The following is a 26637-nucleotide window of genomic DNA, read 5'->3' as shown; positions in this document are numbered from 1 at the left end:
CTTATGTTCGTCATATCTGTCACAGGGGTGGCCAAGAAGTTTATGTACGGGCGATTCATCTCCCACCTACGCTGGGCTTCGCCCCAGACGCTTAGAGGTGGGAGAATTCTCGCTTAATTATGTTAAATGGGGGATCGTCCGCTTGTTGATCATCGTCTCGGCCGATACGATGACCCCTTCGGCCGTGAGGGCTCGGGCATTGTCCTTCATCGTCTGAAGCATCTTGAGCCGAGCGGATTCGCTCGGCTTGCGGTCCATCATCGCGAAACCGCCCTCTAAGAAATCGTCGTCCGTTCCCCAATTATGAGAAATGTGCAAAACGTCGAGGTAAGGGGTAATAAGATGATAGCGAGATAGCGGCAACGTCAAGTTCGAGTTGATCTGTGTGCGGGCACCGCGCTCCTTAGCGTAGCGTAGAAGCGGGACGACATAGTTTCGAACTGACTTCATCGACAGCATCGGCTCACCGCCCGTGATCGAGAACGCGCGCAAGTGCTCGATCTCGTCGAGGCGCGAGATCAACAGCTCGAGCGGGACCTCGGGTTCTTCCGTTTGATCGAGCATATAGCCGACCGCACAATGCTCGCAGCGCATATTGCATAGTTTCGTCGTCGTCACTTCGACGTTCGAGAGGACGAGTCGACCGAACTCGGTTTGATCGAGATACGCTTCCCACGGATCGAACGTCGTCGAGATGTTTTGCATGTGGATTCCACCTTTTTGTCAAGTTACACGAAATAGTATGCTATAATAACAACTCTTTGTCACTAAGCGAAGGAGCGATCATGAGATGGGTAAATCACGAACAGATACGGCAGGAAAAATGAACGTGTTAAAATCGAGAACGGAGTTACTGTGCTTATCAGTCAACACGTTAGACGAATTCACGACGCCAGAGGATTTGCATCGATTGTTAGCTGATATTGATTCCTTACGTGCGAAAGTCGTACGTTACGCCAAAGATTTAGAACAAGTATCTCGAAAGGATGAAACACATTGAAATTGATCGTAGGAGAACGTGCAAGCACGAAAGCAGAACGGTTAGGCATTAACGGGGAGGGCATCGCGATGATCAATCGGATGGTCATCTTTATCCCGAACCTGTTACCAGGGGAACGAGCCGACATTGAAATCACGCGCATCGAACGAAACTATGCCGAGGCGCGGGTCACGAAGCGACACAACGACTCGCCGGACCGGGTCAAACCGCCGTGTCCGATTTATGACGAATGTGGCGGTTGCCAGATTCAACATATGAGTTCACGTCTGCAAATGGACTATAAAGAAGACATCGTCCGCAACGCGTTCCGTCAGAAGACGAAGTTGAACGTCGATAAGTCCGATATCCGTCCGACGAAAGGGATGGAGAACCCTTGGTACTATCGCAATAAGTCCCAATTCCCGTTGTCAGTCCAACGCGGCGAAATCGTCTCAGGCCTCTACAAGCCGAACTCGAACGACCTCGTGCCGATCGAGCACTGCATGGTGCAACAACGTGATACGACGAACGTCAACAACGCCATCGTCCGTATTTTGAACGAGCTCGACATCCCGGTCTATGACGCGAGACGTGACGTCGGTTTTGCCCGGACGATCGTCGTCCGTTCAGGTTACAAGACGAACGACGTTCAAGTCGTTCTCGTCGTCGGGAGTGAGGACGTACCGAACTTGGATACGCTCAGCGACCGCATCATGGAATTGCCGAACGTCGTCTCGTTCCATATCAACATCAACTCGAACCGGTCGGGCGTCATCTTCGGTTACCGAACGGTCCACATCGCCGGTCAAGACAAGATGGACGAGCAGCTAGACGATGTGCATTACCACTTGTCGCCACGTGCTTTCTTCCAACTAAATCCGGCCCAAACCGAAGTCATGTACCGTGAAGTCGTCGAGGCAGCTGGTCTGACTGGTGAAGAACGCGTCATCGATGCGTACGCCGGTGTCGGTTCAATCGGACTTTGGCTCGCACCGCACGCGAAAGAGATTCGCGGGATGGAAGTCGTGCCTGAAGCGGTTGAAGACGCGAACGCCCATATGCGCGAGAACGGCTACAGTCATGCGACATACGTCGAGGGGCGCGCTGAACATTGGATTCCACGCTGGGTGAAAGACGGTTGGATTCCTGACGTGATCGTCGTCGATCCACCGCGGACCGGTGTGGACCACCAGCTCCTAAACGCGATGATTTCTTCGAAAGCGAAACGGATCGTCTACGTATCATGTAACCCGCAGACGCTCGTGCGCGACGCGGATCAGCTCATGAAAGCTGATTATAAGATCAACTACGTCCAACCGTACGATATGTTCCCGCAAACGGCTCACGTCGAATCGATTGTCGTCTTCGAGAAAAAGAAGAAGAAAAAATATTGACGGGACCGTGAAAACGCTTGTCAAGAAAACGTTTTCACGTTATAGTTCAGATGTCAGACTTCTTTTTTAAATTCAAGAAGCGGAGGAACATTCAATGATTCCACATGAAAAAGTTCAAGAGCTCGTTCATAAGGCGATTGACGCGCGGTCGCGCGCATATACACCTTACTCGAAGTTCAACGTCGGTGCCGTCGTCATCGATGAGACGGGTAAGGAAATCTTAGGTTGTAACGTCGAGAACGCGTCGTACGGTTTGTCGATGTGTGCGGAACGGACTGCCATCTTCAAGGCGGTGTCGGAAGGCAGCAAGTCGATCGACACGGTCGTCGTCGTCGGAGACACGGAAGGCCCGATCTCGCCATGCGGCGCTTGTCGTCAAGTCATCGCCGAGTTTGCGAGTGACGACTTCACGTTGATCTTGGCCAACATGGCTGGTGAGACGAAAGTGATGACAAAAGAAGAAATGCTACCATACGGCTTCTCGCCAAAAGACTTAACATGAAAATAAGGATGCGGACAACTTTGTCCGCATCCTTATTTGTTGCCGTCATATTTTTTCTCGCTGACCGAGTCGTCTTTTGAGTGGCGCTTTCGTTTCTCGTCTTTCACTTTTTGATTCAGTTCTTCGACCGGGATCGGGTCGACCGTCTCCATGCCTTCTTGGTCAAAGATGCTCTCTTTGTCCGTATCGACGGCGTCCGGATTATCGAACGGCCGTTTTGACGGTTGTTCCTGCTTCTTCATCTCCATCGCCTCCTTCTTTGAGTGTTATTCCACTTCCTGATTTTGTGTAAACGCTTTAGAAAAGTGTTTCAAGTTTCGGGAACAGTGGAATTATCTGTGCATAGTGACTAAGGAGGGGTATTGGATGGATAAGAAAGTATTGATGGGGATCGTGCTCGGTGTGGCTGGTACTGCACTGGTCGCGCCGAAAGTGGCAGCGCTGTTGACGCAAGACCGCAAGGATAACATGTGGAGCAAGATGGACAAGATGGAGAGTGTCGATTCCGATAAAGACGAGGCGGAAGCAGGGCTGACACAACTCGATTCGAACAACCGGGCCGAATGGCAAGCGAACGGGTTCCCGCAGACACACGCCGAACGCGAGCGGCTCATGAACGAATCAGATGACACCTATAAAGGTAAAGATATTTAAAAAGAGGCAGCCGCGGCTGCCTCTTTTATATGTCTTCATCGTCTGGTAAGAGCGGCAAAGCAAGCGACACGGTCGTGCCGCTGCCGACTTCGGACGTGAAATGCATCGAGCCGCCATGGCGTTCCATGATGTGCTTGGCGATGGCGAGCCCGAGTCCGGTACCGCCGTCTTCACGCGTCCGCGATTTGTTGACGCGGTAGAAACGTTTCGTCAATTGATCGAGGTCTTCTTTCGGGATGCCACGGCCTTCATCGCGAATCTCGGTGATGGCATAGTTCTCTTCCGCGAACGTCCTCACATGGATCGACTTGCCGGCATCCGTATAACGAAGGGCGTTATCGAGTAAGTTTCCGACGACTTGCTCGAGGCGATCGTGATCCCCGAGAATGATGAGGTCAAAGTCGAGATCCGCTTTGATGGTGACGCCTTTCGCGCGCGCAATCGGTTCAAACCGGTATAACACGTCTTCGAGCACTTGTGAGTACACGACCGGTTCTTTCGTCATCGGATACGAATCGCGTTCGAGCTGGGCGAGGTCGAGCAGGTCGTTGACGAGTCGTTGCAACCGCTCCGTCTCGTTCTCGATGATGTCGTAATACTGGGCTTGCGTCTTCTCGTCGAGCGTCGGGTCTTGCAGCATCTCGGTATACCCGCGAATGTAAGATAGCGGGGTCCGGAGCTCATGGCTGACGTTCGCCAAAAATTCTTTGCGCTGCTCCTCGACGAGTCCGAGCGACTCGGCCATCCGGTTGAGCGTCTCGGCCAAGTCACCGATCTCGTCATCGGAATCGATCGGGATGCGGTGCGTGAAGTCACCTTTGGCATACACTTGGGAAGCGCGCTTCATTTGGATGAGCGGTTGAATGATCGTGTCGATGATTTGCGTCCCGAAAATGAGCAAGTTGACAATCATCAAGATGAGCAAGAACGTGATCATCAGCCGGATCGGCTGGAATGGCTCACTGATTTTACTCAGCTCCATATAGAGGATGAGGGCATTATCGAGTTCGCCGTCACGGATGAGCGGGAACGCCGACATGAGAATGTCGACATCCTCGGTCGGGTGCTTGCGCGTGACCGAGATGGCGTACCCGTCTTGCAAACGAGCGAGATCTTGTTCGCGTAAAAACGTCTTCCCGGAGCCGAGACTATCTTCCCGTACGGACGAGAGGAACACTTTCGTTTCGGTCAGTTCGTTCGTGTACGTCATGCTGTCGGCGAACGCGTCGGAGAAGCCGTCCGCCTTATAGATGGTGACGAGTTTCTCTCCGCGGTTGATCAGCAGTTCTTCTTGCGTCTGAATGTAAAACTTGTCGTACAAGTAAAACGTCATGATGATGAACACGAACGCAGAGAAGAGGCTGGCCGTCCAGATGGTGATCCAAATCCGCTTCCGGATCGTGTATTGCTTCATACGTTCGCCTCGAACTTGTAGCCGATCCCCCAGACGGTCTGGATGTAGCCACCGGCTTCGCCGAGCTTGAGACGGAGCGTCTTAATGTGCGTGTCGACCGTCCGGAGATTGCCGTGGTATTCGGTACCCCAAATCTGGTCGAGGAGCTGTTCCCGAGAGAACACTTTGTCTTCGTTCGTGATGAACAAGTAGAGGAGATCGAACTCCTTGCGTGTCAAGTTGACAGTTTTGCCTTTCACGCTGACGGCGCGGCCTTCGATATCGATCGATAAGACACCGGCGTCGAACGTGGCTTCTTGCTCTTTTGAGAAGTTGTGCGTGCGCCGGAGTGTCGCTTCGATTCGGGCGAGCAGTTCGCGCGGGCTGAACGGTTTTGTGATGTAGTCGTCCGCGCCGATCTTCAATCCGTGAATCCGGTCGAGTTCTTCAGACCGGGCCGTCAGCATGATGATCGGGACGTTCGAAAACTCACGGATGCGCATGCAGGCGGTCAGACCGTCGAGCTCGGGCATCATGACGTCGAGCAAGACGAGGTGGAACGACTTTTCTTTTAACAAGTCGATCGCCTCAAGGCCGTTCGTGGCGGTGACCGTCTCATAGCCTTCTTTTTCTAAATTGGAAACGAGCAAATCTCGCATCTGCTCCTCATCGTCGGTTACTAAGATTCGAAATACTGGTTCTATCATCTGGCATTCTCCTTTACAAACCGGTTAACGAAGGATGTGATAATTCCCTCATACTTCTATCATACCTATCTCTTCGAATTAGAACAGAATTATTCATTCTCGTAAAGTTGTCCTCAACAAATCCACACAAAAACGCCACAAAAAAGCCAATTCTTTGTCAGAATTGGCTTATGCTTCGAGTTGGGCTTCGTACGAATGATCGAACTCAGGCGCATGAAGTGAATGCAAGTACAGCTGGAAGCTCGACTTCGACACTTCATACAAGACGTATTCGACGTCACCGCTATTAACTTCTGCTAACAAATCGGGCCGGATCTCATCGGCGCAAAACGCATAAGGAAGTTTTGCCGCCGCCGCGATCGAACGCTCATTTGCCTTACGAATCTTTAAAAATACACTCTCAATATCAAGGTCGAAGAACAGCTCTGAGAAGAACGTTTCTTTCGCGACTTGATTGTAACCTTTCCCATGGTACGGTTTGCCAAGCCACGTACCGAGGAAGCCGTAACCGGTTTCCACATCGAACAAGCTGATCGTCCCGATCGGGGTACCGAACTCGTTCGTAATTGTACGTGAGATGATGTTTCCTTGCTCTTCTAGCTCGATGATTTGCTTCGTGCTAAATAAAAACTCGTCAAAGTGGACCGTCTTTTGACGGACATATGGAAAGACATCTGGGTGTTGCATCAGTTCGAACAACTCCGCGCAGTCGGTAAGCTCACGAAATTTGAGCACCAAACATTCCTCCTCCTAGTTCAGACCGCTGAAGAATAGTTGTAACGAAAGCATACTTCTGGCTACGTTGTTCGAACTTGCCTTGGCTGCTCTCTTTTATGAGTTACAAGATTATTTTATAGACTTTTTTTGAAAAAGCAAGCAAATAAAATGTAACTTCACAAAAAAAATAAAAGAGCGCTTTCATGGCTGGGGTTACTCACATTTCATGATGGGTTTTCGAGCGATCCGTCGAGTAGACGATGCGGCCGTCGACGATGGTCATGATCGGCTTCGACATGTAGTCGAGCGGGAAGTGACTCCACAAGACGAGGTCGGCGTCTTTGCCGACTTCGAGTGACCCGACGCGGTCATCAACCCCGAGTGACTGGGCCGGATGAATCGTGATGGCGCGCAGGGCGACGTCGACTGGAAGGCCTTCACGGGCGGCAAGACCGGCGCATAGATTCAAATATTGGACCGGGGTATATGGATGGTCGGTCGTGATCGAGACGATCATATCGTGTTCATGCAAGATACGGTACGTCTCCCACGTTTTGTTTTGAAGTTCGATTTTAGATTTACGGGTGAACGTCGGTCCGACGGTGACATGTTTGACGCCGAGTTCACGTAACTTCTCCGCGACGAGGTGACCTTCCGTACAGTGCTCAATCCGGTAATCGAGATCGAACTCTTGAGCGAAACGGACGACCGAAAGAATGTCGTCGGCACGGTGGGCGTGGACACGGACCGGCATCTTCCGGTCGAGCGCGAGTTGGATCATCTGACTCCCGAACGTACCGATCGTCTTCGTCGAATCGACGGTCCGGAACGCCTCTCGCAATAGTCCCATGATGCCCATGCGGGTCAACTCACCGGATTTCCCCATACTGTGGACGCGTTTCGGGTTTTCGCCGAGAGCAAGTTTCAAGCCGGCATACCGGCGTAACACCATATCCTCGATAAAGCGACCGTGCGTTTTAATGACGCTCGTCACTCCGCCGATGACGTTCATGCTACCCGGCATGACTTGGACCGCCGTGACACCGGCCATGAGCGCTTCACGGAAGCCTTCATCGAGCGGATAAACCCCGTCGATGGCCCGGGCGTGCGGTGTCATCGCTTCGACCGTCTCATTGGCGTCATTCCCGACGGAACCCGTCCCTTCGTCATACAGTCCGAGATGGGTGTGGGCATCGATGAAACCGGGGAACAGGAAGTTGCCTTCCGCCTCGATGACGGTCTCGCCGTGCGTTGGATCTAACAAGTCCGCCATTTCGACAATTTTTCCATCTTTTATGCGAATGTCCCCGTAAAAGTTTGGCGCGGTGATCGGGTAAATATGAGCGTTACGAATTAATAGATTACTCACGAGCTGTCTCCTTTCAAGTCAAATGCAGTAGTTGTTTTAGTGCGGGTTCTAACGTCTCATAGCGAAAACGGAAGCCGTGATTGAGCGCTTTTGTCGGAACGACTTTGGCACCTTCAAGTACGATCACGCTCTTTTCGCCGAGTGCGAGTTTGAGGATCGGGGCCGGAGCCGGGGCCCAGTGCGGCCGATGCATCACTTGTCCGAGCGTCTTTCCGAACTCGTCCATCGTCACTGGTGTCGGCGCCGTCCCGTTGACCGGTCCGTGTATCGAATCGGTCTCGATGATGTAGACGAATAAGCGGACGAGATCGTCTATGTGGATCCAAGGGACCCACTGTTTTCCGGAACCGAGCCGTCCGCCGGCACCGAGCGTGTAGGGCAGCTTCATGAGCGGGAACGCGCCGCCGTCGTTTGACAAGACGACACCAGTTCGCATCGTGGCGAGACGAATGTCCATATCGGCGACAGGCGCGATTTCTTTCTCCCACAAGACGCAGACGTTTCCTAAGAAGTTGGTCCGGTCCGGGAGCGGTGTCGATTCCGAGTAAGTGATCGACCGGTCTTCGCCGTAAATGCCGATCGCTGACCCGCTGATGACGACGTCGGGTTTCTGCTTCATGTTTTTGATGATGCGAACGACTTCTTTCGTCCCATCGATACGGCTTTGGAGGATGGCTTGTTTTTGTTTGTGCGTCCAGCGTCCGTCGTTAATGGAGGCGCCTGCCAAGTGGATAAAGGCGTCGACATCTTGGAGTTCGGTCTCGGGACGGCTGTCTGGCGTCAACCATTCGACGAACGAGATGCCTCCTTGACGTGGGCGCGGATGGCGCGTCAAGACGACGACTTGATGACCGGCCTCGGCTAGCGCCCGAACGAGCGGCCGACCGATCAATCCGGTACCACCGGTGATTGCAATTTTCATGTGAATCCCTCCATTATTCTTGAAGCGTTTTCAAATCGGGTATGATAACGGTAAATACAATAGCTAATTAAATAAATACCCTTTCTTTTAACTTATCAAAAATCCTTCTGAAAAGGGGAACGTGATATGTTAGAAGCAGGAAAAGGAGGGGGTTTCATGAAAATCAGCAAGTTTACGGCTCAAAAGAAAAATAAGGACCGCTTGAACGTCTTCATCGAGAAAGACGGGCAAGAAGAGTTCGCGTTCGCCATCGATTTAGACGTCTTCATTAAATATGGATTGACGAAAGGGATGGAACTTGAAGACGATTTTGTCCGTGACGTCCTTCAAGCCGAAGAAGAACAGAAAGCATACAAAGCAGCCGTCAATTATTTATCGTACCGAATGCGTGCCGTTTCAGAGGTCCGTGACTATCTCGTGAAGAAAGAGATAGATGAGGCGGCCATCAAGCGCGTGATTGACAGATTGATTGAACAACGCTACTTGAACGATGCCGAATTCGCCAAAGCCTACACCCAAACGAAGTTTAACACGAGTCCGAGCGGGCCGATCAAAATCAAGCGGGAACTGGTCCAGCTTCGAATCACACCTGAAATCATCGAAGAGGTCATCGCTGCGATCTCGCACGAAGACCAACTTGAGAAAGCCGGAAAGTTCGTAAATAGGAAACAACTGGAAACGAATCGCCGTTCCGCCACAGAAGTGCAACAAAGAATTCAACAAACCCTGGTGCAAAGAGGATTTACGTTTGATATCATTTCAGAGGCGATCCTTACGTTTTGGGAAAACGAGGATGAGGACGTCGAGCTTTCGGCTTGCTTGAAGCAGGCTGAAAAACTGAGTCGGAAGTACAACGGGTATGCCCCATATGAGCGGAAACAGCGCGTGAAGATGCAGCTTCGGAGCAAAGGATTTCCGTATGAGGTGATTGACCGGACTTTAGAACGACTCGCTGAACAAGAGACATAACGGGAAATTCATTTACGGCAGGGGAAAAAAATCTGAAAAGGTGGGTCTACATTGACGATTTTTGAATGGATTACAGCACTTGTGCCAATTTTGGCTGTGCTTGTATTATTGGTTATTATGCGTTTACCAGCATCGGTTGCGATGCCACTCTCGCTCCTATTGACAGCGCTACTTGCGTTCTTCGTCTGGGAACTTGATGCAACCCGCATTACAGCGGCGGTGTTACAAGGAATCGTCATCGCGATCACGGCAGCATGGATCGTGTATGGCGCGATCGGGATGATGAATACGATGAAAGAGGGCGGCGGTATGAACGCCATCCGTTCCGGTTTTGTCACCATCACACCGGATCCGCGGATTCAAGTCCTCATCGTCGGCTGGTTGTTCGTTTCGTTCATTGAAGGTGCTTCAGGCTTTGGGACACCGGCGACGGTGGCGGCCCCGCTATTGATCGCACTAGGTTTCCCGCCAATCGCGGCTGTTGTAATCGCCTTGTCGGCCGACGTATCGGCCGTCACGTTCGGTGCAGTCGGGACACCGGCTTTGATCGGGATTGGTAACGGACTCTCGCTCGATGTGAGCAAGCCGGAATCAATCGAATTTTTGACAAGTGTCGTCTTACAGACGGTATTGATCGATATGCTCGTTGGTCTTTTTATCCCGTTCATTTTGATTTTGATGCTGACTCGATTCTTTAGTAAAGCGAAGTCGGTCAAACCTGCATTCGAAGTACTGCCGATTGCCCTCGTGGCGGCGCTCGTCTACAGCGTTCCGGCTTACATTTGGACGCTCATCCTCGGATTTGAATTTGGGGGCATGCTCGGTGGCTTGACTGGTCTTGTGATTCTCGTCGCGATGGCACGAAAAGGTATTCTCATGCCAAAACGGATTTGGACGTTTGACGGTTACGCCGACGAGCTCGACGAACCGGTTGAACAGCCGACAGTTGGGAAAGGGAAACGTGAACTTCCGCAGTGGAAAGCATGGGCACCTTACTTGATTTTGACGATCTTCCTCATCTTGACACGGACGGTCCCGTTCTTGAACGAGTTGACGCGCAGTGTCCGGATTGACCTCCCGAACATTTTAGGGGTAGAAGGAATCTCGACGTCGTGGGAGCCGTTCTATTCACCAGGGTTCATGTTCATCTTGACGATGATTGCGACGTTCTTCTTGCACAATATGAGTTGGTCGCAAGTGACGTCGGTCTTTAAAGCGACGACACTCGGCATCGGCGGAACGTTAATCACGCTTGCGGCGTCAGTTCCAATGGTTCGAATCTTTATCCATTCAGAGAATGGCGGAGCTGGACTCGCATCGATGCCAGTCGAACTCGCGACGGCTGCAGCGGACACGTTTGGTGGTGTTTGGCCGCTTGTCGCACCGTGGATCGGGGCGCTCGGAGCGTTCGTATCGGGATCGGCCACGTTCTCGAACATGATGTTCTCGAGCTTGACGACGAATGTCGCCGATTCGGTCGGGATGAGTGAGACGCTCGCCTTGTCGATGCAGATGGCCGGCGCGAACGCTGGTAACATGATCTGTGTGCTGAACGTCGTCGCGGTCGCTTCGGTAGCGGGTCTGCTCGGTAAAGAAGGAACGATCATTCGCTACACGCTCATGCCGATGATCTATTACGTGACGGCAACAGGGATCGTCGGGATGATTCTCGCGACGTTCTTCTTAAACTGAAACAAGTTACAATATTTTTACAAAAAAATATTGACAATTTTCCGAACAGTCTGCTAAGGTTTTAGTAGATTTTCAAACTATGAAGAGAGAGGAGCCAACATGATGAAGTACATCACTACACTACAACGCACACACACAACATCATATGGCTACTCGTATTTGACTGCGTAAAATGGCAGCTGGATAGGGGTAGTGTCTTTTCCCTGACCATGCAAATGACTGAAGACTTTCAAGCGTACTTCATCCGATTGGTTGCACAATCAGGTGGAGTGCGCTTTTTTGCGTGCTCGGAAAGGACGGAAGGGGGAATCAGTCGTGAAACTGATTAAACAATTGGATTGGTTTATTAAGAGGCAGAAACGGACGTATGTCATTGCGATCATTTTGCTCATCATTACCGGGGTCATCGATATGCTCCCGCCATGGATTATCGGGCAAGCGATCGATGCGATCCGCGAAGGAAGTTTGACGACGGAACGGCTCATCACAATCGTCGGCTCACTGCTAGGCATCATGGTGTTATCGTACGTTTTATCGTACTTGTGGATCGCGCGTCTATTCGGGACGGCGTTCCTGCTCGAGAAAAAACTGCGGGCCCGATTCTTCGGGTATTTGCTCAAACAGACGCCACGGTTTTATCAACAGCACCGCACCGGGGACTTGATGGCGCTCGCGACAAATGATTTGAAAGCGGTTGAACGGACGGCCGGCTTTGGTGTCATGACGCTCGTCGATTCGTTCAACATGACGCTGATCGCATTGACGATCATGGGGGTGTTCATCGATTGGAAATTGACGCTCGCGGCACTGTTGCCGATGCCGTTACTCGCCTGGTCGATGAATAAGCTCGGCCGTCAAATTCACGCCCGCTTCACGGCGGCCCAAGATTCGTTCGGCGTTATGAACGACCAAGTCGTCGAATCGATTTCAGGACTTCGCGTCATCCGTTCGTTCGTGCAAGAAGAGGCAGATACGAAGAAGTTCGATACGATCACCGACGACGTCATGGCGAAAAACATGCACGTCGCTAAAATTGACGTCTTATTCGAACCGGTCATCAAACTGCTCGTCGGTTTGAGTTACTTGATCGGCTTGTCGTTCGGGACGTACCTCGTCTTTACGAATGACATCACGCTCGGTCAACTCGTCTCGTTCAACATTTATCTCGGGATGCTCATCTGGCCGATGTACGCGTTCGGTGAGTTGATCAACGTCGTCCAACGCGGGACGGCGAGCTTAGAGCGGATCGAAGCGACGATGAACGAAGCGCCGGACGTCGTCTCGAACGGTACGGTGCAAGTCGACGTGCCAGAGAAGATCACCTTCAAATCGTTATCGTTCCGCTATCCGGGTGCGAGCCGCCCGTCGCTCGAAGACATCGTGCTCCACGTATCACGCGGAGAAACGATCGGAATCGTCGGACCGACCGGGGCCGGCAAAACGACGCTCCTGCGTCAGCTGATCCGCGAATATCCGATCGACGACTCGTTGCTCGTCAACGGGATCCCGGTTCACCAAATTAAACTCGACACGGTACGAGGTTGGAGCGGTTACGTGTCACAAGAACATCTATTGTTCTCGAAGACGGTCCGCGACAACATCTTGTTCGGGGCCGATGACGCGACCGAAGCCGACCTCGAGACGGCGATTCGGCTTGCGGCGTTTGATACCGATATCGAGCATTTAGAGAACGGGCTCGATACGGTCGTCGGCGAGCAAGGGGTCATGCTGTCAGGCGGACAGAAACAACGTCTGTCGATTGCGCGTGCGCTCTTGAAAGACCCAGAGATTTTATTGCTCGACGATTCGCTCTCGGCGGTCGATGCGAAAACGGAAGCCCGAATCATCGATTCGGTCCGGACGAGCCGTGCCGAACAGACGACGTTCATCGTCGCGCACCGCTTGTCTGCCGTTTCCCACGCTGATCAAATCCTTGTCTTGCAAGACGGTCGCGTCACGGAACGCGGCACACATGACCAACTGATGAAACAGCACGGTTGGTATTTCGAACAGTTCAATCGACAAGGAGAGACGGAGTAATCCGTACGAAAGGGGGAATCTCTTATGATCGATCAACACGAATTAGATCCGGTCCGTAGGAAAAAGACGATTCGCTCACTCGTTGGCTATGCCAAACAAGTGAAGCGCTCGATTTTCCTCGGGTTGATCCTACTCTTTTTAGCGGTCGGCGCAGAACTTGCGGGACCGTATATCGCAAAAATCATCATCGATGACCATATCGTCGCCATCGAGCGCGACTGGGTTCAAGTCGAGGCCGGGGGCAGTGTCTCGTTTGACGGCAATAACTATGAGAAAGAGACGCGGTTGGACGGGCAAGACGTCGTCCGTCCCGTCTCGATCGTTCAGACGACCGAAGGCTACTATCTCGTACCGGACGCCGTCATGAGCGGTGGGGTCAGAGAAGTCGATAACGGCGCCTTGACCATCACGCGGAGTGAGGAGACAGCGACGTACGACAACATCGTGCCGTTGTCTTCGACCGACGTCTTCCAGTTTTATGAGACGGATCTTCGGGCCGTTTTCGTCTTATCTGCCATCTACGTCGTCCTGTTGTTCATCGCGGCAGGTCTCAACTGGGGGCAACAGATGCTCTTACAACGTTCGGCGCATACAATCGTCAAGACGATGCGCCTTGACGTCATGAGGCATTTGCAGACGATTCCAGTCCGTTACTTTGACCAGACGCCGATCGGGAAAATCGTCAGCCGGGTCACGAACGATACGGAGACGATTCGTGATTTGTATTTGGGCGTTCTCGCCCGCGTCTTCCAAAGCGTCGTCATGATGATCGGTGTTTTGATCGCCATGTTCTTCCTAGACGTCCGCCTCGGACTCGTCTCGCTCATCATCATCCCGGTCGTCATCGTCTGGGTGAAGTTGTTCCAGCGTCTCTCGACCCGGAACAACTTTAAAGTCCGGGCGCTCGTCGCCGATATGAACGCACAATTGAACGAGAGCATCCAAACGATGCCAATCATTCAATCGTATGTGCGGGAAGATCTCGTCTATGATGAGTTCGACGTCAAGAACAGCGACAACTTCCAGACACGCCGGAAACTGTTGAAGCTCGACGCTCTTATGTCGCACAACTTGGTCAACTTCTTCCGCAACATGGCACTCGCGCTCCTCATTTGGGTCGTCGGTGCGCAAACGCTCGGAACGGGCAGTGTGCTCACGCTCGGGATACTTTACGCCTACATCGATTATGTGTCCCGTATTTTTGAGCCGGTGACGCAAATTATGAACCAGTTGTCACCGCTCCAGCAAGCGCTCGTTTCGGCGGACCGAATGTTCCAACTGCTCGATGAGACAGGCGAAAACGTATCGTCTGAGCGCATTCCGCGCTTTAAAGGCGAAGTCGTGTTCGACGACGTGTCGTTCAGCTATGAGGCTGGGAAACCAGTGTTGAAACACATCGACATTCAAGCGGCACCTGGTGAGACGATCGCGCTCGTCGGTCATACCGGTAGCGGCAAGAGTTCGATCATGAACTTGCTCATGCGCTTTTACGACCCGTCGTCAGGAAAACTTTGCATCGATGGGATGGACGTGACGAAACTTCCGACGCAAGCCGTTCGGGACCATCTCGGTATCGTGCTGCAAGACCCGTTCTTGTTCACGGGCTCGATTCGGACGAACGTGACGCTCGGTGACGAGACCATTCCCGATGAACGGATTTGGCAAGCGTTGACGGCGGTCGGTGCCGATCGGTTCGTCAAGCAGCTGCCGCAAGGACTCGACGAGCCTGTCATCGAGCGCGGCGCTTCACTCTCGAGCGGAGAGCGGCAATTGATTAGTTTCGCCCGGGCGCTCGTGTTTGACCCGGCCATCCTCGTCCTTGACGAGGCGACGGCTAGTGTCGACTCAGAGACAGAGGCGCTCATCCAAGACGCGCTGAAGACGCTCACGTACGGACGCACAACGTTCGTCATCGCGCACCGATTGTCGACGATTCGTGAGGCCAATCAAATCCTCGTCCTCGACCACGGTCAAATCATCGAGCGCGGGAATCATCAGTCACTCATCGCTGACGGTGGTGTTTACGCCCGGATGCATGAGTTGCAAAGTAAACAGCAAGTGATCAGCTGAGAAAGGAAACGTTATGGAGATCATCGGCAAATATAATCAAGCTAAAGTGTTCAATGAACGGATTGATGATATGACGCGCGCACAGATTCAAACGCTCGTCGACCAACCGTTCACGGAAGGGGCAGCGATTCGAATCATGCCCGACATGCATGCCGGCAAAGGTTCGGTCGTCGGGACGACGATGACGATTCACGACAAAATCGTACCGAACCTCGTCGGTGTCGATCTCGGGTGTGGCATGCTTTGCACCGAGATCAATGTGAAGCGGATCGATTTTCAAAAACTTGACGATGTGATTCGTCAATTCGTTCCGAGTGGGATGAACATCCGGGAGTCGGCGCATTCGTACGCGTCAAAGGTTCCACTAGAAGACGTTCGCGCCCCGTATAAGCTAGACCGGGCGTTACGCTCGGTCGGGACACTTGGCTCGGGCAATCATTTCATCGAGGTGAACCGTGATGATCATGGACGGACGTTTCTCGTCATCCATTCGGGTTCACGCCACCTCGGTGTCCAAATTGCTGAACACTATCAGCAGCGAGCGATCCGTCATATGATGGATACGACAGAAGTACAGAATGAGATCGAGCGTTTGAAAGAAACTGGACGCGAAGGTGAGATTCAAGCTTATCTCGAGTACGCGAAGACGGCGAAACAAGGATTGCGAGATCTCGCCTATGTCGAAGGGGCAGATATGGACGACTACATGCATGACGTTCGGATTGCCCAACAATACGCGGCAAGTAACCGACTGGCGATGACCGATGTCATCGTCGAAGCGATGAACTGGAACGTCGTCGATCAGTTCGATACGGTGCATAACTATATCGATCACGACGACATGATCCTCAGAAAAGGGGCGATTTCCGCAAAAGCCGGAGAGCGCGTCATCATCCCGATGAACATGCGTGACGGGTCGCTCATCTGTACCGGAAAAGGCAACCCGGACTGGAACTTCTCAGGTCCGCATGGCGCCGGGCGCATCATGTCGCGCTCAGCGGCACGAAAACGCGTCGACTTTAACGAATTCAAAAAGTCGATGGAAGGCGTCTGGTCGAGTTCGGTTCGGAAGTCGACAATCGATGAATCGCCGTTCGTCTATAAATCGATGAAAGAGATTGTGCGCTATATTGAACCGGCCGTCACGATTGATCAACTGATTAAACCGCTTTATAACTTCAAGGCGAACTGAACATTATTCAGTTTCGCCTTTTTCTTTTACTCGAAAAATCTGATACGCTACAAGTGAGGTGAACGAAATGGAAAAACGGTTGAGTGCGTTATCAAAGTATGAGCTCGAGCAAGAAATTCGTGACTTGCATGAGCGGAAACGAAAAGCCGAACAGATGGGTATGGTGAGTGAGATTGAGGTCGTGCTTCGCCGCATCGCCATCGCGGAGAGTTATTTGATTGATCCGGCATCGTTCAAGCCAGGTACGACGTATATCGTCAACTACAATAATCGTCCGTTCCGATTAAAGTTTGTCAACGGCGTCATGGGTTGGGGAACGTTTGAAGGAGAAGCGATGGAACATGCGATCCCGCTCTCTGAGTTATCGGAGGTGCGCGTATGAACCGATCAGACCAATACAAGCGGTTGGCAGAAATCTTAAGAGATAAGAACGACTTGTTGAATGAAGACGAGGCGTTAACGTGGGTCGAGGTGTTGTGGGAAGATTTTGAGACGACGCTCGCCCGCGCTGGTGAACCGTACCCAGGGGAAGCGAAGTCATTCCAATACGTCGTTCAACAAATCGATGCGTACGGGGCGCAATTGCACTTATTTCAAACGAAAAACGAAAAATTCAAACACCTGATTTCAAAACGAGATCTCCACTAAAAAATCACGCGATCCTCGCGTGATTTTTTGCTTGCAAACGTGGTACAGTTGGTTATAATAAGGTCGCTATTTGTTTGCTTTAGAGTTGAGTATTTATAAACTTTCTTTAGTGAGTATCATGTATCACTAAACTTTCCTTAGAAAGGGAAGGAGGAACACAGTTTGGAAGTCGGTCAAAACATTAAACGACTCCGCGTCAAAAAAGGGTTGACCCAAGAAGAGTTGGCGGAACGTACCGATTTGAGTAAAGGCTACATTTCTCAAATCGAGCGTGATTTGAGTTCCCCTTCGCTAGAAACGCTGTTCGACTTATTAGAAGTGCTTGGATGCTCGCCAAAAGAGTTCTTTGATGAGGAGATCAATCAAAAAGTCGTCTATACGGAAGGCGACCGCACGGTATATGTCGACGAGAATCGGCTATACCGGACGGAGTGGCTCATCCCGGAATCCAATGAGAAAGAGATGGAACCGATTTTGCTCACGTTCTCAAAACAAGGGGAGTTCAAACGGTACGAGCCGTCGCGCGCGGAAACGTTCGTTTACGTACTGTCTGGCCGCGTCGCCCTCAAACTCGGGAACCATACGTATTTCGCCAAATCGGGCGAGACGTTGTACTATGTCGCCTCAGACGCGCATCAGCTCGTCAACGATTTTGATGGCGCAAGCGAGTGTCTCGTCGTCGCCACACATTCGTATTTATAACAAGGGAGGAAACCAAATGAACCCAGAAACGATCATTCGTTTTGACAACGTGTCGAAGCGGTACGACGATACTGTCGTCTTAGAGAATATTAACTTTGAAATCGAGCGTGGGAAATTCTATACGCTGCTCGGTCCTTCGGGATGCGGAAAGACAACGATTCTGCGGATCATCGCCGGATTCACCGATGCGACAGAAGGTGATATCGAGTTCGACGGGAAGCGGATCAACGACGTGCCGGCGAACAAACGTCAAGTCAACACGGTCTTCCAAGATTACGCCTTGTTCCCGCACTTGAACGTATACGAGAACGTCGCTTTCGGTTTGCGCATCAAGAAGATGAAAGAAGCGGACGTCAAGACGAAAGTCGAACAAGCACTCAAATTCGTCAACTTGGAAGGCTACGAATCACGTGAAATCGATGAGATGTCAGGCGGACAACGTCAACGCGTCGCCATCGCCCGTGCCATCGTCAACGAACCGGAAGTCATCTTGCTCGATGAACCGCTTTCAGCGCTCGACCTTAAACTTCGGACCGAGATGCAGTACGAGTTGCGCGAACTTCAACAGCGTCTCGGCATCACGTTCATCTTCGTTACCCACGACCAAGAAGAAGCACTCGCCATGTCTGACGAGATTTTCGTCATGAACAACGGGGAGATTGTTCAAAGCGGGACACCGACAGACATTTATGACGAGCCGATCAACCGCTTCGTCGCTGACTTTATCGGGGAGTCGAACATTGTTCCTGGTGTGATGCCGGAAGATCACCTCGTCACGTTTGCCGGGAAGACGTTCGATTGTGTCGACCAAGGGTTTGACCGCAATGAAAAAGTCGAAGTCATCATTCGTCCAGAAGACTTGGAGATGACGTCGGTCGACGCGGCGAAACTCGTCGTCGATGTCGACTCGCAACTATTCCGTGGCGTCCATTACGAGATTTGCTGTTACGACCAAGAAGGCAACGAGTGGCTCGTCCATTCGACGAAGAAATCAGTCGTCGGGTCGAAAATCGGGCTCACGTTCGATGACGAGGCGGTTCACGTCATGCGCCTAGGCGAGACCGAAGAAGAGTTTGACCGTCGTCTCGAATCGTATGAGGAGGTCGCCCATGAATCAAACTAGTCAAACCGCCAAGACGGTCTATTTGACGACGTACTGGATATGGATTGTGCTGTTCGTCATCGCGCCGCTCCTCCTCGTCGTCTACTACTCATTTTTTGATATCGAAGGAAACTTGAGTTTAGAGAACTATCAGATGTTCTTCACATCGACTTACTTGACGATGACACTGTCTTCGTTTTGGTATGCGTTTCTCATCACGTCCTTCTCGCTTCTCATCGGGTATCCGACCGCGTATTTATTGACGAGAACGAAACATAAGCAGCTCTGGCTGTTGCTCATTATTTTGCCATCATGGATCAACTTATTGCTGAAAGCGTACGCGTTCCTTGGGATTTTTGGAACGTACGGCATCACGAACCAATTTTTAGAGGCGATCGGCATCGGGACGAAACAAATTTTGTTCACGGACTTCAGTTTCGTATTCGTTTCGGTTTACATCTTCATCCCGTTCATGATTTTGCCGATCTACAACGCCATCGAGAAGTTACCGCCGTCGCTCGTCTACGCGTCGCGTGACCTCGGTGCCTCGAACTGGACGACGTTCCGTCGCGTCATCTTCCCATTGACGCTCGACGGGGTGAAGTCAGGGATTCAAATCGTCTTCATTCCGGCGTTGTCGCTCTTCATGATCACGCGCCTCATTGCCGGAAACCGTGTCATCACGCTCGGGACGGCGATCGAACAACAATTTCTCGTCACGCAAAACTGGGGCATGGGGTCAACAATCGCTGTGTTCTTGATTTTGGCGATGGTACTCGTCATGGTCATCACACGTGACTGGGGCGCGAAAGGAGCGGTGCGTCGATGAAGAAGAAAAAATTCAAGTTAGCGAATCTGTATTTGATTGCGGTGTTCTTTATCCTGTACGCACCGATCCTCTATCTAGTGTTTTACTCGTTTAACAGTGGGGGAACGATGAGTAACTTTGAAGGGTTCACCCTCGAGTGGTATAAATCACTGTTCACAGATACCCGTCTGCTCGTCATCGTCTTGAACACGATCATCATTGCTCTCTTGTCGGCGACCATCTCGACCGTGCTCGGTGTCATCGGGGCGCTTGCCATTTATACGGCGCGGCAACGGTTCACGAAGACGTCGCTCTTATCGCTCAACAACGTCTTGATCGTCAGCCCGGACGTCATCATCGGAGCGTCGTTCCTCATTTTGTTCACGATGCTCGGCATTCAACTCGGGTTCTATTCGGTTCTCTTGGCGCACATCGCGTTCTCGGTTCCGATCGTGGTCATTTTAGTGTTACCGAAGCTTCAAGAGATGAGCCCGACACTGATCGATGCGTCGCGTGACCTTGGAGCGAGCTCGTGGGACGTGCTCACAAAAGTCATCTTGCCGTATATCACGCCAGGTATCTTCGCAGGGTTCTTCACGGCGCTGACGTATTCACTCGATGACTTTGCGGTGACGTTCTTCGTCACGGGTAACGGCTTCACGACGCTTGCCGTCGAGGTCTACTCACGGGCACGCCAAGGGATCTCACTTGAGATCAACGCCTTGTCGACACTCTTGTTCGTGTTCACGCTCATACTCGTCCTCGGGTATTACGTACTCGCACAACGGAGTGCGAAGGAGGTAAGACGATGAAAAAACTAGTCATCATGTTGACGGTGCCGCTCCTCGTCAGTTTCGGTTTGCTGGTTTGGGTGTATCAAATCAACATGTCCCAAGGGTTTGGCGGCGATAACACACTTGTCGTCTACAACTGGGGCGATTACATCGATGAAGATTTGATCGGCGAATTCGAAGAAGAGACCGGACTTAAAGTCATCTACCAGACGTTCGACTCGAACGAGGCGATGCTGACGAAGATTCAGCAAGGCGGTACCGCGTTTGATATCGCCGTCCCGTCCGATTATGCGATCAGTAAGATGATCGAAGACGATCTGCTCTTGCCGATCGATTACGACAAACTCGAAAATTTCGATAACATCGACCCACGCTTCCTCGACAAGTCGTTCGACCCTGACAACACGTACTCGGTCCCTTACTTCTGGGGTACGGTCGGGATCGTCTACAATCCTGAACTCGTCGACGGTGACATCACATCATGGAACGACTTGTGGGACATGCCGCTCGAGAATGATATTTTGCTAGCGGACGGGACACGAGAAGTGATGGGCTTCGGTCTTAACTCGCTCGGCTATTCGCTCAACACGACGGACCGTGATGAACTGCTCGAGGCAGAAGCGAAGCTCGAAACGCTTTGGCCGAACATTAAAGCGATTGTCGGTGATGAGATCAAAATGCTCATGGCCAATCGTGAAGCAGCCGCAGCCGTCGTCTGGTCGGGTGACGCTTCTGAGATCATGTACGAGAACGACGAGTTGACGTACGTGATCCCGGAAGAGGGGACGAATCTTTGGTTCGATAACCTCGTCATCCCGAGCACATCTAAAAACATTGAAGGGGCACATCAATTCATCGACTTCATGCTCGATGCTGAAATCGCGGCACGAAATACCGATTACGTCGGGTATTCGACACCGAACGAAGCAGCACTTGAATTTTTAGATGAAGAAGTCACATCAGACGAACGGTTCTATCCGTCTAAAGAAGTGACAGATGAGCTTGAAGTGTACGAAAACTTAGGCAAACGCATGAACGCGTATTACAACGAGTTGTACTTGCGCTTCAAAATGCAGAGTAAATAAAGTAAGTCCCGCTCAAACGTTGAGCGGGACTTTTTGTGTTTGTAGAAGGGTTACTCCATTCACATCTGTTGCAACTCGGCACGCTCATCGTCTGTGAACACACGGGAACGGCTCAAAAACCGTTTCCCTTCGACACCTTCGACCGAGAACATGCCGCCCCGGCCGTCGACGACGTCGATGATGAGCTGGGTGTGCTTCCAATACTCATACTGCTTCTCGTGGATATAGAACGGACAGCCGCCGATCTCTCCGAGCAGGACGTCGTGATCGCCAATCATGAACTCATCTTGCGGGAAGCACATCGGTGAGCTCCCGTCACAGCAACCACCCGACTGGTGGAACAGGAGCGGACCGTGTTTCGCAAGCAACTGCTCGAGGAGCGCGAGCGTGGCGGGGGTGGCCTCGACGCGACGCACCATCTTAAAAGAACCCGAGTTTTTGTTCGCTGTAGCTGACGAGCATATTTTTCGTGCGTTGGTAATGGTTGAGCATCATCTTGTGGTTCTCACGGCCGATCCCGGACATTTTGTAACCGCCGAACGCGGCATGGGCCGGATACTGATGGTAACAGTTGATCCAAACACGACCCGCTTGAATCTCACGGCCGAACCGATAAGCCCGGTTCATATCGCGTGTCCAGACGCCGGCGCCGAGACCATAGAGCGTATCGTTCGCAATGGCGAGCGCGTCCGCGTCGTCCTTGAACGTCGTCACCGACAAGACTGGACCAAAGATTTCTTCTTGGAAGATGCGCATCTTGTTGTGACCTTTAAAGATGGTCGGTTGAACGTAATAGCCGTCGGCGAGGTCACCGTCCATCATGTTGCGCTCACCACCGATCAAACATTCGGCTCCTTCGGCTTTTCCGATCTCAAGATACGATAAAACCTTCTCCAGCTGTTCGTTCGATGCTTGAGCACCCATCATGACGTCAGGGTCGAGCGGGTTGCCGAGCTTGATTGCTTTGACGCGTTCGAGGACGCGTGCCATGAACGGCTCATAAATCGACTCGTGGATGAGGGCACGCGATGGACACGTGCACACTTCGCCTTGGTTTAACGCGAACATGATGAGCCCTTCGATCGCTTTGTCAAAGAAATCATCGTCCGCGTCCATGATGTCGGCGAAGAAGATATTCGGTGACTTGCCCCCGAGTTCGAGCGTCACCGGGATGATGTTTTGCGACGCGTATTGCATGATCAATCGACCCGTCGTCGTTTCGCCAGTGAACGCGACTTTGTCGACACGGTTACTTGAGGCGAGCGGCTTCCCAGCCTCGAGTCCGAAGCCATTGACGATGTTGAGCACGCCTGGCGGCAGCAAGTCTTCGATCAGCTCCATCAGTACCATGATCGAAGCCGGTGTCTGTTCGGCCGGTTTTAAGACGATACAGTTACCGGCGGCGAGTGCCGGTGCGACTTTCCAGATTGCCATCAAAATCGGGAAGTTCCATGGGATGATTTGAGCGACGACGCCGAGCGGTTCCGCGAAGTGATAGGCGACCGTGTCGTTGTCGAGCTCGCTGATGCCGCCTTCTTGCGAGCGGATGACACCGGCGAAATAGCGGAAGTGATCGATCGCGAGCGGCAGGTCGGCGTTCAACGTCTCACGGACAGCTTTTCCATTCTCCCACGTCTCCGCGTAAGCGAGCATCTCAAGGTTTTCTTCCATTCGGTCGGCAATCTTGTTTAAAATGACCGAGCGCTCGGTGACCGACGTTTTGCCCCAGGCGCCTTTGGCGGCATGGGCCGCGTCCAGTGCCAGCTCGATATCTTCTTTCGTCGACCGCGCGACCTCGCATAACACTTTACCATTTACCGGAGAGGTGTTCTCAAAATAGTCTCCCCCTGAAGGTGCTGTCCACTTTCCGTTGATGTAGTTCTCATAGCGGTCCTTGAACTGGACTTTCGTGCCTGCAGAGTTCGGTACTTCATAAATCATGATCGTTCCTCCCTTTTCCGTAAAGTATAGGGGTTTGATGTATGCGCTTACATTTTGTAGTAAGCCAATAGCTCCCTTTTTCATCCTAACGGGTTGTAGTGATAAAAGTCAAAATTTTTTGACAATAATTTGACACAATTCTGTCGAGATGTTTTGAAGCCAATATTTGCCACAAACAGAGTATCGTGGAATCAGTTTCAAATCGAAGGAGTGGACGCACTCACGGCAAAAATAGATTAGGTCGACCCGGCGCAAAGCTTAATCACGTTTATCGAGTTTGCGGTTAATGCGAACGGGCAGCCTGACGAGTTCGTTTTGACCGGTAACTTGACGATTCGGGGGACGACGCGCGAGGAGACGTTCGAATCCGAGCTCCAATTCACGGAGTCTGAAGCATAAGAAAAAGTCGCTCGTGAGAGCGACTTTTTACTGTTCATAGACAAGTTTCTTTTGTAAGCTTTCTTCGCTGAACACCCAACCGGTGAACGAAGACAAGACTTCGTTCGACTCTTCGTCGACGATGACGACAGCGACGAACGGGTAGATGTCTTTCGAGAAGTAGCGCAAGTTTGTGAACCGATACTCGATCATGCCGTTATGACGTGTGACCGTGTATGTGTGAATTTTTGAAAATGCCAAGAACGACTGCAAGTCTGCATTTTTACGTGCTTCGACGAAATGCAGGTCGTCTTCGCCAGGCATCGCCTTGTCACGGAAGCGGCCACATTCGATGACTTCACCTTTTTTCACTTTGACCGCACCGAGTCCGTTGCGGAAACGAACGGCGACGTGCCAGTCGTCCCAACCGATACCCGGTGAGATGAAGAGCTCATGGGCACCGGCGAAGTGACGAGCGACCGTTGCGAGCGCACGGTTACGTAGTTTGAACTGAATCGCATAGTAACTGATAACGAGCGCAATGAGCAGTGCAAAAATCGGGACAGTTGCCCCTGTGATAAGCCATAATACATATGCCCCGTAATAAGCAGAGAACAAGTAAGGGTCAAACGTTCCGATGACGCCCCAGCCAATCCATTTCTTCGAGAAAGGTTGCAGGGCTTGCGTCCCGTAAGCGTTGAACAAGTCGACGGTGACGTGTAACAATACCGCGATTTGTGCCATGACCCATAATGAAGCAGGGTTGACGCCAAGTACCATACCGATGATGGCACTGACGATGATCGGCCAAGCAAGAAGTGCGGTGATTCCGTGTGAAAGACCGCGGTGCTGGCGTAAATAAGTGCTGTTTCCTTTAAGTTTGAAGACGGTGTCAAAGTCTGGCGCATGCGAACCGACAAGAGCGGTAGCCGTCATAGCCAAGAACATTTGCGAATCATTTGCTACTTCCGGGCTAAGTGTCGCAAGGGCGCTTAAACCAAGGCCCATTCCAATGTGTGTCGCAGTATCCAATGTGCTTCAGCACCTCCGTTAATAAAGAAACGACGTTCAATGATCGCTACCATCATACAATATTTTTAAAACGAGGGGAAACAAAATGCTCGATATTGATAAATTGTTCACAAATTATACTATTCGTCAGTTCAATGAAAATTTACTCACCTGGTTCGATCGTGAAAAACGCGATTTGCCGTGGCGGCACGGGAAAAATCCGTACCGGGTGTGGGTGAGCGAAGTCATGCTCCAACAGACGCGTGTCGATACGGTCATCCCTTATTACAACCGATTCATGGACCGTTTCCCGACGATCGAGGACTTAGCAGATGCTCATCCCGACGAGGTCGTCAAATATTGGGAAGGGCTTGGATACTACTCGCGCGTCCGTAACCTCCATCAAGCGGTAAAAGAAGTCGTCTCTACGTATGACGGCGTCGTACCGGAGGAAAAAGAACTGTTTGAAAAATTGAAAGGGGTCGGTCCGTATACGACCGGAGCCGTGCTCTCGATCGCCTACAATCAGCCCGAGCCTGCCGTCGACGGGAACGTCATGCGCGTCATGGCCCGCCAGTTTGGCATCTATGAAGATATCGCCGTACCAAAAACACGGAAGATTTTTGATCAAGTCATTCGGCGCCTGATGGACCCGGAGCACGCCTCCGATTTTAATGAAGCTGTCATGGAGCTCGGTGCGACCGTCTGTACCCCGAAAAATCCGATGTGCTCGCTCTGTCCGGTCCAAGACGAATGTTACGCCTATGCGCATCACGTCCAGGATGAGCTTCCGGTCAAGACGAAAAAAGGAGCGGCCCGGATCGAGATGTTCGATGCCCTCTACTGTAAACGTGACGGTCGCATCGCCTACGTTCAGCGGCCCGATACAGGTCTGCTCGCGGGAATGTGGCAATACCCGCTTACAGATCGTGGAACGGGGGAACAGTTAAACGGAACCTATATTGGACAAGTGAAACACGTGTTTTCACACATCATCTGGTACGTCGACTTATATGAGGTCGAAACGTTGCCGGACGAGGATTGGATTTGGCTCGCCGGGGACGAGCGGGATGTGTTGACCGTGTCGGTTGCCCAACAAAAACTAGAACGATTGGTAGGGGATAGAAATGAGACAGTTTGACGTCGAAACGCCGTTCGACACTTCCGTCGAGGCGTTGTGGGAATTGTTGCAAGACGCGTCGCTTTTATCTGAACTGACGACGTTTCCAGAAGTGACGCTCGTCGGAGATGGCGCATCCGTAGAAGGTAATCGAATCCATCTCCGTGTCGGTGTCGGACCGGTCACGCTGCCGTGGATCAGTGCGATCACGTTAGCGGGGCGGCACGCATTTTGTGACCAAGGTGTGACTTTGCCGTTCCCGTTCAAACGGTTTTGTCACGTTCACAGTGTGAAAGAAGTCGATGGGAAGGCCGTCATGGTCGATGAAGTGACGTTCGATAGTTACTTACCCGAAGCGATTGTCGAGCAGTTTATTCTCCGTCCGATGTTCGCAGGACGAGCCGTCGCCTTCCAAAAAGCACTAAATTCGTGAAAATAAGAGATTTCC

General features: G+C 51.8%; 27 protein-coding genes and 1 pseudogene. 18 read left to right on the top strand and 10 right to left on the bottom strand.

Going from position 1 to position 26637, the window contains the following annotated elements:
• Nucleotides 1-123: 123 nt before the first annotated feature.
• Nucleotides 124-705, bottom strand: a pseudogene (gene yfkAB / locus EVJ28_RS13125) (radical SAM/CxCxxxxC motif protein YfkAB); the annotation flags it as partial.
• A gap of 85 nt (nt 706-790) precedes the next feature.
• Here yfkAB and EVJ28_RS13120 point away from each other — a divergent pair.
• From EVJ28_RS13120 to cdd, 3 genes are all read left to right on the top strand, one after another.
• Nucleotides 791-1000 carry a hypothetical protein gene (locus EVJ28_RS13120; RefSeq protein ID WP_016510454.1) on the top strand — a complete coding sequence of 70 codons (210 nt, stop codon included), beginning with the start codon at nt 791-793 and terminating at the stop codon, nt 998-1000.
• Nucleotides 997-2373 (top strand): 23S rRNA (uracil(1939)-C(5))-methyltransferase RlmD, encoded by a 1377-nt coding sequence (gene rlmD / locus EVJ28_RS13115; RefSeq protein WP_131456889.1) that lies wholly within the window; start codon nt 997-999, stop codon nt 2371-2373. The genes EVJ28_RS13120 and rlmD overlap by 4 nt, the downstream gene beginning before the upstream one ends.
• A gap of 94 nt (nt 2374-2467) precedes the next feature.
• Nucleotides 2468-2875, top strand: a complete 408-nt coding sequence (gene cdd, locus EVJ28_RS13110) for a cytidine deaminase (protein ID WP_016510463.1) — start codon at nt 2468-2470, stop codon at nt 2873-2875.
• Nucleotides 2876-2907: 32 nt separating this feature from the next.
• On the opposite strand, the gene EVJ28_RS13105 is transcribed toward cdd, so the two are convergent.
• Complete coding sequence (locus tag EVJ28_RS13105) at nt 2908-3117, bottom strand: hypothetical protein (RefSeq protein WP_070328939.1); 210 nt, start codon at nt 3115-3117, stop codon at nt 2908-2910.
• Nucleotides 3118-3241: 124 nt separating this feature from the next.
• Between EVJ28_RS13105 and EVJ28_RS13100 the strand changes: the two genes are divergently transcribed.
• Complete coding sequence (locus EVJ28_RS13100) at nt 3242-3529, top strand: hypothetical protein (protein ID WP_131489217.1); 288 nt, start codon at nt 3242-3244, stop codon at nt 3527-3529.
• A gap of 25 nt (nt 3530-3554) precedes the next feature.
• Here the strand turns inward: EVJ28_RS13100 and EVJ28_RS13095 are convergent, their stop codons facing one another.
• The 5 genes from EVJ28_RS13095 to EVJ28_RS13075 all read right to left on the bottom strand — a co-directional run bounded on the left by EVJ28_RS13095 (nt 3555) and on the right by EVJ28_RS13075 (nt 8637).
• Entirely contained in the window at nt 3555-4943 is a 1389-nt protein-coding gene (locus EVJ28_RS13095) for a sensor histidine kinase (protein ID WP_131456893.1), read from the bottom strand.
• On the bottom strand, nt 4940-5629 hold the full coding sequence (locus tag EVJ28_RS13090; protein WP_131489215.1) for a response regulator transcription factor: 690 nt from the start codon (nt 5627-5629) through the stop codon (nt 4940-4942). The genes EVJ28_RS13095 and EVJ28_RS13090 overlap by 4 nt, the downstream gene beginning before the upstream one ends.
• A gap of 168 nt (nt 5630-5797) precedes the next feature.
• Nucleotides 5798-6364: a GNAT family N-acetyltransferase gene (locus EVJ28_RS13085; protein WP_131456897.1), complete on the bottom strand. Its 567-nt coding sequence runs from the start codon at nt 6362-6364 to the stop codon at nt 5798-5800.
• A gap of 199 nt (nt 6365-6563) precedes the next feature.
• The gene (locus EVJ28_RS13080) at nt 6564-7715 is read right to left on the bottom strand and encodes an amidohydrolase (protein ID WP_131456899.1); all 1152 of its coding nucleotides are present in this window, start codon (nt 7713-7715) and stop codon (nt 6564-6566) included.
• A gap of 13 nt (nt 7716-7728) precedes the next feature.
• Nucleotides 7729-8637, bottom strand: coding sequence for a TIGR01777 family oxidoreductase (locus EVJ28_RS13075; RefSeq protein ID WP_131456901.1), 909 nt, complete (start codon nt 8635-8637; stop codon nt 7729-7731).
• A 156-nt stretch (nt 8638-8793) separates the two neighbouring features.
• Here EVJ28_RS13075 and recX point away from each other — a divergent pair, with 156 nt between their 5' ends.
• From recX to EVJ28_RS13015, 12 genes are all read left to right on the top strand, one after another.
• On the top strand, nt 8794-9606 hold the full coding sequence (gene recX, locus EVJ28_RS13070) for a recombination regulator RecX (RefSeq protein ID WP_236634170.1): 813 nt from the start codon (nt 8794-8796) through the stop codon (nt 9604-9606).
• 51 nt (nt 9607-9657) lie between these two features.
• Nucleotides 9658-11298, top strand: coding sequence for an L-lactate permease (locus tag EVJ28_RS13065; protein WP_131456905.1), 1641 nt, complete (start codon nt 9658-9660; stop codon nt 11296-11298).
• A 315-nt stretch (nt 11299-11613) separates the two neighbouring features.
• Entirely contained in the window at nt 11614-13338 is a 1725-nt protein-coding gene (locus tag EVJ28_RS13060) for an ABC transporter ATP-binding protein (RefSeq protein ID WP_131456907.1), read from the top strand.
• Nucleotides 13339-13362: 24 nt separating this feature from the next.
• Nucleotides 13363-15408, top strand: a complete 2046-nt coding sequence (locus EVJ28_RS13055) for an ABC transporter ATP-binding protein (RefSeq protein ID WP_131456909.1) — start codon at nt 13363-13365, stop codon at nt 15406-15408.
• A gap of 13 nt (nt 15409-15421) precedes the next feature.
• Nucleotides 15422-16600, top strand: a complete 1179-nt coding sequence (locus tag EVJ28_RS13050) for an RtcB family protein (protein ID WP_131456911.1) — start codon at nt 15422-15424, stop codon at nt 16598-16600.
• Between the two features lie 67 nt (nt 16601-16667).
• Nucleotides 16668-16982 (top strand): YfhH family protein, encoded by a 315-nt coding sequence (locus EVJ28_RS13045; protein ID WP_016509407.1) that lies wholly within the window; start codon nt 16668-16670, stop codon nt 16980-16982.
• Nucleotides 16979-17248, top strand: a complete 270-nt coding sequence (locus tag EVJ28_RS13040; RefSeq protein WP_070328950.1) for a YfhJ family protein — start codon at nt 16979-16981, stop codon at nt 17246-17248. The genes EVJ28_RS13045 and EVJ28_RS13040 overlap by 4 nt, the downstream gene beginning before the upstream one ends.
• 162 nt (nt 17249-17410) lie before the next feature.
• The gene (locus tag EVJ28_RS13035) at nt 17411-17950 is read left to right on the top strand and encodes a helix-turn-helix domain-containing protein (protein ID WP_131456913.1); all 540 of its coding nucleotides are present in this window, start codon (nt 17411-17413) and stop codon (nt 17948-17950) included.
• A gap of 16 nt (nt 17951-17966) precedes the next feature.
• Nucleotides 17967-19073: an ABC transporter ATP-binding protein gene (locus EVJ28_RS13030; RefSeq protein WP_131489213.1), complete on the top strand. Its 1107-nt coding sequence runs from the start codon at nt 17967-17969 to the stop codon at nt 19071-19073.
• A complete protein-coding gene (locus EVJ28_RS13025; RefSeq protein ID WP_131456917.1) occupies nt 19060-19881 on the top strand; it encodes an ABC transporter permease in 822 nt (273 codons plus the stop codon). The genes EVJ28_RS13030 and EVJ28_RS13025 overlap by 14 nt, the downstream gene beginning before the upstream one ends.
• Entirely contained in the window at nt 19878-20672 is a 795-nt protein-coding gene (locus EVJ28_RS13020) for an ABC transporter permease (protein WP_131456919.1), read from the top strand. Before EVJ28_RS13025 ends, EVJ28_RS13020 begins: the two co-directional genes overlap by 4 nt.
• Complete coding sequence (locus tag EVJ28_RS13015) at nt 20669-21739, top strand: ABC transporter substrate-binding protein (protein ID WP_131489211.1); 1071 nt, start codon at nt 20669-20671, stop codon at nt 21737-21739. Before EVJ28_RS13020 ends, EVJ28_RS13015 begins: the two co-directional genes overlap by 4 nt.
• Nucleotides 21740-21798: 59 nt before the next feature.
• On the opposite strand, the gene EVJ28_RS13010 is transcribed toward EVJ28_RS13015, so the two are convergent.
• From EVJ28_RS13010 to EVJ28_RS13000, 3 genes are all read right to left on the bottom strand, one after another.
• A complete protein-coding gene (locus EVJ28_RS13010; RefSeq protein WP_131456923.1) occupies nt 21799-22158 on the bottom strand; it encodes a DUF779 domain-containing protein in 360 nt (119 codons plus the stop codon).
• Between the two features lies 1 nt (nt 22159).
• Nucleotides 22160-23680, bottom strand: a complete 1521-nt coding sequence (gene exaC, locus EVJ28_RS13005; protein WP_131489209.1) for an acetaldehyde dehydrogenase ExaC — start codon at nt 23678-23680, stop codon at nt 22160-22162.
• A 426-nt stretch (nt 23681-24106) separates the two neighbouring features.
• The gene (locus EVJ28_RS13000) at nt 24107-25066 is read right to left on the bottom strand and encodes a metal-dependent hydrolase (RefSeq protein ID WP_236634168.1); all 960 of its coding nucleotides are present in this window, start codon (nt 25064-25066) and stop codon (nt 24107-24109) included.
• Nucleotides 25067-25175: 109 nt separating this feature from the next.
• On the opposite strand from EVJ28_RS13000, the gene mutY reads away from it, so the two are divergent.
• Both mutY and EVJ28_RS12990 read left to right on the top strand, forming a co-directional pair.
• Nucleotides 25176-26210, top strand: a complete 1035-nt coding sequence (gene mutY / locus EVJ28_RS12995; protein ID WP_131456925.1) for an A/G-specific adenine glycosylase — start codon at nt 25176-25178, stop codon at nt 26208-26210.
• Nucleotides 26197-26622: an SRPBCC family protein gene (locus EVJ28_RS12990; RefSeq protein ID WP_071399191.1), complete on the top strand. Its 426-nt coding sequence runs from the start codon at nt 26197-26199 to the stop codon at nt 26620-26622. Before mutY ends, EVJ28_RS12990 begins: the two co-directional genes overlap by 14 nt.
• The last annotated feature ends 15 nt before the right edge of the window (nt 26623-26637 follow it).

It is taken from the genome of Exiguobacterium sp. SH3S3 (genome assembly GCF_004337115.1).
In the GTDB taxonomy this organism is placed as follows: Bacteria; Bacillota; Bacilli; order Exiguobacteriales; family Exiguobacteriaceae; genus Exiguobacterium; species Exiguobacterium aurantiacum_A.
Note: the sequence above shows the minus strand (reverse complement) of the source record. Positions and strands in the feature narration are given on the sequence as shown.

Bases quoted from the DNA above. Each gene is read 5' to 3' on its own strand.
- EVJ28_RS13120 (WP_016510454.1), top strand. From the start codon at position 791: ATGGGTAAATCACGAACAGATACGGCAGGAAAAATGAACGTGTTAAAA.
- cdd (WP_016510463.1), top strand. From the start codon at position 2,468: ATGATTCCACATGAAAAAGTTCAAGAGCTCGTTCATAAGGCGATTGAC.
- EVJ28_RS13105 (WP_070328939.1), bottom strand. From the start codon at position 3,117: ATGAAGAAGCAGGAACAACCGTCAAAACGGCCGTTCGATAATCCGGAC.
- EVJ28_RS13100 (WP_131489217.1), top strand. From the start codon at position 3,242: ATGGATAAGAAAGTATTGATGGGGATCGTGCTCGGTGTGGCTGGTACT.
- EVJ28_RS13095 (WP_131456893.1), bottom strand. From the start codon at position 4,943: ATGAAGCAATACACGATCCGGAAGCGGATTTGGATCACCATCTGGACG.
- EVJ28_RS13090 (WP_131489215.1), bottom strand. From the start codon at position 5,629: ATGATAGAACCAGTATTTCGAATCTTAGTAACCGACGATGAGGAGCAG.
- EVJ28_RS13075 (WP_131456901.1), bottom strand. From the start codon at position 8,637: ATGAAAATTGCAATCACCGGTGGTACCGGATTGATCGGTCGGCCGCTC.
- recX (WP_236634170.1), top strand. From the start codon at position 8,794: ATGAAAATCAGCAAGTTTACGGCTCAAAAGAAAAATAAGGACCGCTTG.
- EVJ28_RS13055 (WP_131456909.1), top strand. From the start codon at position 13,363: ATGATCGATCAACACGAATTAGATCCGGTCCGTAGGAAAAAGACGATT.
- EVJ28_RS13050 (WP_131456911.1), top strand. From the start codon at position 15,422: ATGGAGATCATCGGCAAATATAATCAAGCTAAAGTGTTCAATGAACGG.
- EVJ28_RS13045 (WP_016509407.1), top strand. From the start codon at position 16,668: ATGGAAAAACGGTTGAGTGCGTTATCAAAGTATGAGCTCGAGCAAGAA.
- EVJ28_RS13040 (WP_070328950.1), top strand. From the start codon at position 16,979: ATGAACCGATCAGACCAATACAAGCGGTTGGCAGAAATCTTAAGAGAT.
- EVJ28_RS13030 (WP_131489213.1), top strand. From the start codon at position 17,967: ATGAACCCAGAAACGATCATTCGTTTTGACAACGTGTCGAAGCGGTAC.
- EVJ28_RS13025 (WP_131456917.1), top strand. From the start codon at position 19,060: ATGAATCAAACTAGTCAAACCGCCAAGACGGTCTATTTGACGACGTAC.
- EVJ28_RS13020 (WP_131456919.1), top strand. From the start codon at position 19,878: ATGAAGAAGAAAAAATTCAAGTTAGCGAATCTGTATTTGATTGCGGTG.
- EVJ28_RS13015 (WP_131489211.1), top strand. From the start codon at position 20,669: ATGAAAAAACTAGTCATCATGTTGACGGTGCCGCTCCTCGTCAGTTTC.
- EVJ28_RS13010 (WP_131456923.1), bottom strand. From the start codon at position 22,158: ATGGTGCGTCGCGTCGAGGCCACCCCCGCCACGCTCGCGCTCCTCGAG.
- exaC (WP_131489209.1), bottom strand. From the start codon at position 23,680: ATGATTTATGAAGTACCGAACTCTGCAGGCACGAAAGTCCAGTTCAAG.
- EVJ28_RS13000 (WP_236634168.1), bottom strand. From the start codon at position 25,066: ATGGGCCTTGGTTTAAGCGCCCTTGCGACACTTAGCCCGGAAGTAGCA.
- mutY (WP_131456925.1), top strand. From the start codon at position 25,176: ATGCTCGATATTGATAAATTGTTCACAAATTATACTATTCGTCAGTTC.
- EVJ28_RS12990 (WP_071399191.1), top strand. From the start codon at position 26,197: ATGAGACAGTTTGACGTCGAAACGCCGTTCGACACTTCCGTCGAGGCG.